This is a genomic window from Mycobacterium sp. E735 (assembly GCF_001666955.1).
In the GTDB taxonomy this organism is placed as follows: domain Bacteria; phylum Actinomycetota; class Actinomycetes; order Mycobacteriales; family Mycobacteriaceae; genus Mycobacterium.
This window is the reverse complement of sequence record NZ_LZIX01000152.1, coordinates 1-5,289: the sequence shown is the minus strand read 5'-3', so window position 1 is coordinate 5,289 and position 5,289 is coordinate 1. Positions and strand designations below refer to the sequence as shown.

8 protein-coding genes are annotated in these 5,289 nt (G+C 62.9%); 3 read left to right on the top strand and 5 right to left on the bottom strand.

Annotated features, from left to right (window positions below):
• Nucleotides 1–781: 781 nt before the first annotated feature.
• Nucleotides 782–1,483 carry a hypothetical protein gene (locus A5704_RS11960; protein ID WP_067889169.1) on the top strand — a complete coding sequence of 234 codons (702 nt, stop codon included), beginning with the start codon at nucleotides 782–784 and terminating at the stop codon, nucleotides 1,481–1,483.
• A 114-nt stretch (nucleotides 1,484–1,597) separates the two neighbouring features.
• Here the strand turns inward: A5704_RS11960 and A5704_RS28335 are convergent, their stop codons facing one another.
• Complete coding sequence (locus A5704_RS28335; RefSeq protein ID WP_156737665.1) at nucleotides 1,598–2,164, bottom strand: hypothetical protein; 567 nt, start codon at nucleotides 2,162–2,164, stop codon at nucleotides 1,598–1,600.
• A gap of 227 nt (nucleotides 2,165–2,391) precedes the next feature.
• Here A5704_RS28335 and A5704_RS11955 point away from each other — a divergent pair, with 227 nt between their 5' ends.
• Both A5704_RS11955 and A5704_RS11950 read left to right on the top strand, forming a co-directional pair.
• A complete protein-coding gene (locus A5704_RS11955) occupies nucleotides 2,392–2,838 on the top strand; it encodes an LppP/LprE family lipoprotein (protein ID WP_231969056.1) in 447 nt (148 codons plus the stop codon).
• 87 nt (nucleotides 2,839–2,925) lie between these two features.
• Nucleotides 2,926–3,480 (top strand): uracil-DNA glycosylase family protein, encoded by a 555-nt coding sequence (locus A5704_RS11950; RefSeq protein WP_082954840.1) that lies wholly within the window; start codon nucleotides 2,926–2,928, stop codon nucleotides 3,478–3,480.
• A 123-nt stretch (nucleotides 3,481–3,603) separates the two neighbouring features.
• On the opposite strand, the gene A5704_RS29755 is transcribed toward A5704_RS11950, so the two are convergent.
• The 4 genes from A5704_RS29755 to A5704_RS11930 all read right to left on the bottom strand — a co-directional run.
• Entirely contained in the window at nucleotides 3,604–4,308 is a 705-nt protein-coding gene (locus tag A5704_RS29755; protein ID WP_067889160.1) for an AlpA family transcriptional regulator, read from the bottom strand.
• Nucleotides 4,305–4,517, bottom strand: a complete 213-nt coding sequence (locus A5704_RS11940; RefSeq protein WP_067889157.1) for an excisionase family DNA-binding protein — start codon at nucleotides 4,515–4,517, stop codon at nucleotides 4,305–4,307. Before A5704_RS11940 ends, A5704_RS29755 begins: the two co-directional genes overlap by 4 nt.
• Complete coding sequence (locus tag A5704_RS11935) at nucleotides 4,514–4,906, bottom strand: helix-turn-helix domain-containing protein (protein ID WP_082954839.1); 393 nt, start codon at nucleotides 4,904–4,906, stop codon at nucleotides 4,514–4,516. Before A5704_RS11935 ends, A5704_RS11940 begins: the two co-directional genes overlap by 4 nt.
• A partial coding sequence (locus A5704_RS11930; protein WP_067889152.1) for a hypothetical protein occupies nucleotides 4,903–5,289 on the bottom strand: 387 nt, incomplete at its 5' end. The genes A5704_RS11930 and A5704_RS11935, both read right to left, overlap by 4 nt.

Genomic DNA, 5,289 nt, shown 5'->3' with positions numbered 1-5,289 from the left:
GCCCCGACCTGTCCGCGCTATTCGCCGCGCTGAACAAGGACCTCTGGGCGAGCACGCCGGCGCGCCCGTCGGCGAAACCAACGGCGAAAGTCCACCGGATATATCCGCACCGAAGGACAACTTAGTCCTCCTGGATGACGCCAACTCCAAAACCACCGGCCCGTCCCGGCCGGGGACACATCAACGAAAGGACGACCCCACGACCCTCTACCGCGGGAGCACGGCCGAGCCCCATCTACTGGGACTGTTGGCCGGTGACCCGAACACTTTCACCCCCGAACAGTGGGCCCAGCTCGCAGCTGGGGCCCACCGGCTGCTCGATGTGGGGGACGAGAACCCGGACCCTGGCGATGAGCGGCAGCCTCGGCTCTGCGGGGGGTCATGGACGCAGCCGCCCACCACAACGCGGCAGCGCTGGACGTGGCGTTGTGGCACTTCTTGGCCGACCCCGAGGACGAGAGGACTACCTCGACGAGGACTACCCCAAGGAGGAACTGACATGACCGACGAGCAGATTGCTTGTCGGCTGGAGCACAAGTAGGCCCATCGTCGGATAGATCGTCAGCTGCAGGGCGAGCACCTCAATCGGCGCTACCCGCGCCTGCACAGCCCCAAGCGCCTCGGGAAGCAGTCGGGGTCGTATCGGCTGATCGAAGTACCGGAAAGTGCCGCAGAAAGCCACGAAGTTCAGGTGCGCTTGCGTCGCCCAGGAGATCTTCCATCGTGAGAAAGTGGAACTACCGACAACCGCACAACCTCGCCGGATCGAGGAGAAGAAACTATGGTCGACCCCCAGGCGGTTCTCGCCCCCATCGAGGAAATCCTCGGGTCGGTGGAGCTGGCCCCGCGCAACGGGTTTCACCTCGAACCTCGTTGCCGCGTGTGCCGCAACGACGAAATGCGCAACAGGGTCAACGACATGCTGGCCGCTGGCCTCAGCTATGCCATGATCCTGCGGGCTCTGAGGGAAGAAAACAGCAAGCTCGATAAGCGCGAGCGGGTCACGATCGATTCGATTCGTAACCACACAACCCGGCACTTTCCTGTGCAGAATGTCGCCAAGGCCACCTACCGGACGATCCTTGAGCAGCGAGCGCAAGAGAACGGCGGCGACTTTATAGCGGGCGTGGCCACGGCAATCACTCCCATGGCCTTCTACGAGACCGTCATGGTCAAAGGCTATGAAACCCTTGTTGACTCAAACGCCAAGGTAGACGTTAACACCGGCATGATCGCTGCGGGTCGGCTGCAAGCACTGATTGAGTCCCGAGCCAGCGGTACCAGCATGGTGGAAATGTGGGTGAAGATGGACCGAATTATAAGCGCGATCAAATCCACTGTGCCGGTGGAGATGTGGGGGGAGATCGTACGCAAGCTCGATGGGACCGTCGGAGTAGTCGAGCCGTTGGAGGACGACGACTCGGACGTCTTCGACCCAGCCGATGATCCCTTCGATGACGACTTGGACGAGTTAGACGACTAACGTTCTGGGCTTCCTGGGTGTCTCCTCGCTAGCGCGAGTGCGCTTAGACTCCTCACCTTGTCGAGCATGGTGTTTGGTCATGCGTGCGGCGTTTCCGAATGCGTGGCGCCCGGCTCAGAACGCATAGACATTCTGGATGCTGACGAACATGCCGTGGCCGGTGCCGTCATTGGTGAACCGGGTCCCGTCGCTGCTCGGCAAGATGGTCCAACCATTTATGTGATAGGTCTGGCCGTAGTTCAACACGAGGTCATTCTGTGGGGTGCCGCCACCTCCGATATTCCCGTCTTCCCACTTAAACGCACCTGAGGCATGGACTACGGCCAGATCCCAGTGCATGGGCGGCGTACAGCGTAGGTATGTCCCTGGTGGAGGCGGACAATTCGAAGCTGGATTGGTGGGGGCCTGCGGGAAACCAGCCTGCTCGGGCGGGGCATCCGCAGGGAGCCCGCCCGCTTCGCAAGCGACTCCTGGACCCTCGCTTTGATCATTGGCCATGACCAGACAGCGCACCCGGCCCGACTGAGTCCTCACGTATTGCCCGGAGGCATCGGCAACGGCGCTGGGAACTGCCCCTGCCATAAGCACGAATAAGGCGAGGCCAAGCGGAATCGTCAGCGCCGTGACTGCTGGCGCCAATATCGGTCGGTAGTCGTACTGCAGTTTGTCGGCAATCGCCATGTCCGGGCTCTCTTTCACTGCCGACCGCGAATCAGGGTGCTTCAAGCTTGCTTATGCTATGAGGCTCCGCCTGGGCAGCCGCCCCGCAAAAGGGCCTTAGGACTCTCATGCGTCTGGTGGAATGGCCCATAGCCTCGGTAGAGCCCTGAAGGCTCACGTCTCAGCGGGAGGTCGAAGTGATGCGGTCAGTAGTTTTGCCCACGTTCGTCGGGGGCATTTTGATCGCCTTGAGCGCTGTCCAGCAGGCACAGGCGGCGCCCGCGCAAGGATGCGGCGTGAACCTGGCGGCTCCGGAGATTCAAACGGCCATTACCTCCGTGCCAACGGTGCCGCAGGGGTGGCGGTGGGACCACGATCCCCGGTCGTTCGACCGCAGTAGCAATTACAACCCGTGTGCGACACTTTCCACCGTGATTATCACCGTCGAGCAAGCGACGGGGAGTTCACCAGAGCAGGCGTTGCTCTTCCACAGCGGGACCTACGTCGGTACGGGCACATCGAAGGCATACGGTTTCACGTCTCTGAATGCGGCTCAGACAGCAGATGACACCGTCGCCCTCGACTACAAAGATGGCAGGAACGTCTGTACCGCGTGCCCCGGTCCGATCACCACCGTGAGGTATCAGTGGCAAGGCGACCATGTCGCGATGCTCGACCCGGCACCTGCTTGGTAAAAGTGGATCTGAGCATGAGCGACCCCCCGGCGTCTGCGGTGGAAAGAGCTCGCTAGCAAGATCGAGGTCTGTGCGCTCTGTGACGACATGAACATCCCCCACGAAACCAAGTCAGCCCCAGGCTGGGGCTCGGTGCGGTCACCGGTGGCGATAGTCGGACAAAGCTTGTGCGAACCATGCATGGAATCGAAGGAGCCTTTCGACGGGGGTTGCGGGATTTTTCTCGGCCGCAGCCTCGACGCCGTCGGCATCGACAAGTGTGACCTCTTCATCACCAACGTGGTGCACTGCCACCCGCGTGATAACTGCAAGTCGCGCGCCCAGGAGAAGAAGAACTGCAGGCCTTATCTGCTCGGTGAGCTTGAAATCGTTCAGCCAAGGCTGGTTATCGGCCTAGGGGGAGACGCCGAAGTTGCACTGCGATCGGCGTATCCCGAGGGGCGAGTTCTGTCATGGCCTTTCAAGAAACATCGCCCGATACCGAAGGCTGCGTCCTCTCCCGATCTCCTCTTCGCCCCGCATCCAGGCCGGATCAGGTGGCTGCGCAAGGACATCCGCGACCGGTACGTGACGCAGTGGGTGGCTAGTTTGGCCAGCGCGTTGGAGTGGGGCTTTCGTGATCGACCCAATGCGGCGCTCTGAGAGGGACGGTGCGGGGCCTATCGGCGCTTTGAGGAGGTTTACCGGACGCAAGCCTTATTCCAGGCGGCGACCTCCTTCTGACGAGGGATCAGAGTGCCCGGCAGTTGCGCTGACTTGGCGTGGTTACCGTGCCTCCTTCAGCCAGATCTCGACGTCGGCGCGACGATAGAGCACTCTACGGCCCAGCTTGACCGATGGTGGGCCACCTGAGCCGCTATGCCGCCAGTACCGCAGGGTGCCGACCGAAAGCCGTGTCATGGCGGCGACGTCGGCTACGGTGAGAAACTCGCCATCGTTCTCGGCGATGTCGGTGCGCACGGTTCGGCGCACGGGACGGGTGAGATCAAGCAGTTGTGCCTCGGCGATGGCGAGCAGCGCGTAGGTGCTGGCCAGCTTCCAGGGGGCGGTATGAGCGGGATCGATTCGCTCGGCTGCCTCGACCGCCTTGGCCAACCAGTTCGTCGCGCCAGAATGCGACGTGACAGCACGTCCGTCGACATCGGCCAGCCACCGCTCCACGTCCTCGCGGCGGTACAGCGTGCGGTTGCCAGCCTTGATCGCCTTCGGCCCCTGACCGCTTTGCCGCCAATAACTCAAGGTGTGCACCGACAATCCGGTGAGGCGCGCGACCTCAGCGGCGGTCAGGTTGCCGACTCCCAGTGCCACTCTGGCGCCGGAGGGTTCGACGAACTTGGCGCAGTCGCAATCCGGTGCCGCACACGATGATCCGCCGGGGCGTCCCCCGCCGCCGCCGTGGTGCACGCTGGCGAAGTGCCCGCATTGTCCGCAGCGGGCCATCGCCTTGATCGCGCCGGGATCGCCGGTCATGACGTCCTCGGCTTCCGCACTCGCGGCTGAGCGTTCAGGGGGCGCATCAGCTGGTCGTCGATCTCGTTTAGGTCGACCCGGATCGTGCGCCGGGAACGGCCCATTCGGTAACGGGTCAACTCGCCATCGGCGATCAACCGCCGAACCGTGGCCGTGCTGACCTGAAGGTACTCAGCAGTCTCAGCGACGGTGATGTAGCGGCGGGTCACAGTGCCCTCCAGATGCGGATGCGGCCTAGCTGCAGCAGCGAGTCCCGATCGACACGGATGGTCCTGCTAGAACCGATACGTCGGGCGTCGAGTTGCTCGTGTGCGATCAGCTGTCGGACGAGGTGTGGGCTGACCTGGTAGTAATTCGCGGCCTGCTTGAGCGTCAGCCAACGGGGTAGCAATTCTTCAGGGATGGCGGATTTCCCGCACAGCCGCAGTACTGATCCCCGTTCGACACGGATCAGCCGACCCCACGGTGCGGCCCCGCCCGGGACACCGATACGGCGGACATCCAACTTCTGCAGCAGCTGGTGGTACACCTGGGTGCGGTCGACCCCGCAATACTCGGCCACCTGCGCGGTCGTCAGCCATGGAGGAAGTACGCTCACGGCTCACGAATCTTCTTGAGACACTTAGGGCACAGGGGTGCTGCAGGGTCTTTCGCTCGGCCGCAGGTTTGGCAGATGATCTTGCGCCGCTGCCGAGCCGCCGCCGACTTCAACGCGAGCCGCTGCATGAACGCCTTGCGCGCCCATTCCGCCCGTTTGGCGCGCTCCTGGGGCGTCAGCACGCCGTCGGGATCAATTTCCCGCTCAAAACGGTCCAACGCGGCCTTCCTCGCGGGCCAAGTCCGCGCAGGCCTGTCGGACGTCCTCGCCCACGACTCATATGCACCGATTCGCCCACGCATGCTGCGCATCTTCGCGGTGCCCTCGTCCGCCTCCACCGGTGGAAGTTTAAGGATCGCACGGAAATACCAGTTGAACACGGC